At 59.2% G+C, this 554-nt stretch carries 1 protein-coding gene; it reads left to right on the top strand.

Annotated features, from left to right (window positions below):
* Window positions 1–123 precede the first annotated feature (123 nt).
* Window positions 124–554, top strand: a 431-nt coding sequence (locus tag HV670_RS30440; RefSeq protein ID WP_175108603.1) for an IS4/Tn5 family transposase DNA-binding protein, incomplete at its 3' end; no start/stop codon positions are given.

Here is a 554-nt window from a genome sequence, read left to right as displayed (position 1 = left end):
CATCTCGTTATACAGAAGTGAAGGCGGGCATCGACTATGTGTAGTCGGAGCTTGAAGAAATCTGGTCACAAAGGGTTGTAAACCGGCGCGAACTCGCGTTTACTCTCGGATTTTCGAGAGCAAATGGGCAACGAGTCGGGGGCGTGGGTGGACGAAGAATTCGAAGGTCTGGATCTTGGCGATCCCAGGCGGGACCGACGAGCGAAGGAGTTGCTCAAGCGGCTTGCGGCCAGGCCGACGGCGAGCATTCCAGGCGCATGCGATGGATGGTCGGAGACGATTGCGGCCTATCGATTTCTCGGCAACGAGGAGATCGAGTGGACGGACGTGATGCAGCCTCATTGGGAGCGCACTGCCGCGAGGGCCGGGCAATTCCCGGTGGTCTTATGTCTGGCTGACACAACCGAGCTGAACTTCAATGGCCAGGAGATGGAAGGACTCGGGCCGTTGAGCTTCGAAGCGCAGAGGGGAATGTATCTGCATCCGACGTATGCTGTAACGCCGGATCGGGAACCGCTGGGCGTGATCGATGCGTGGATGTGGGCCCGGGAGCC

Origin of the sequence: Pararobbsia alpina (assembly GCF_902859895.1) — a bacterium.
Taxonomy (GTDB): domain Bacteria; phylum Pseudomonadota; class Gammaproteobacteria; order Burkholderiales; family Burkholderiaceae; genus Pararobbsia; species Pararobbsia alpina.
The sequence above is the reverse complement of the archived record's forward strand: the minus strand, read 5'-3'. Positions and strand labels throughout refer to the sequence as shown.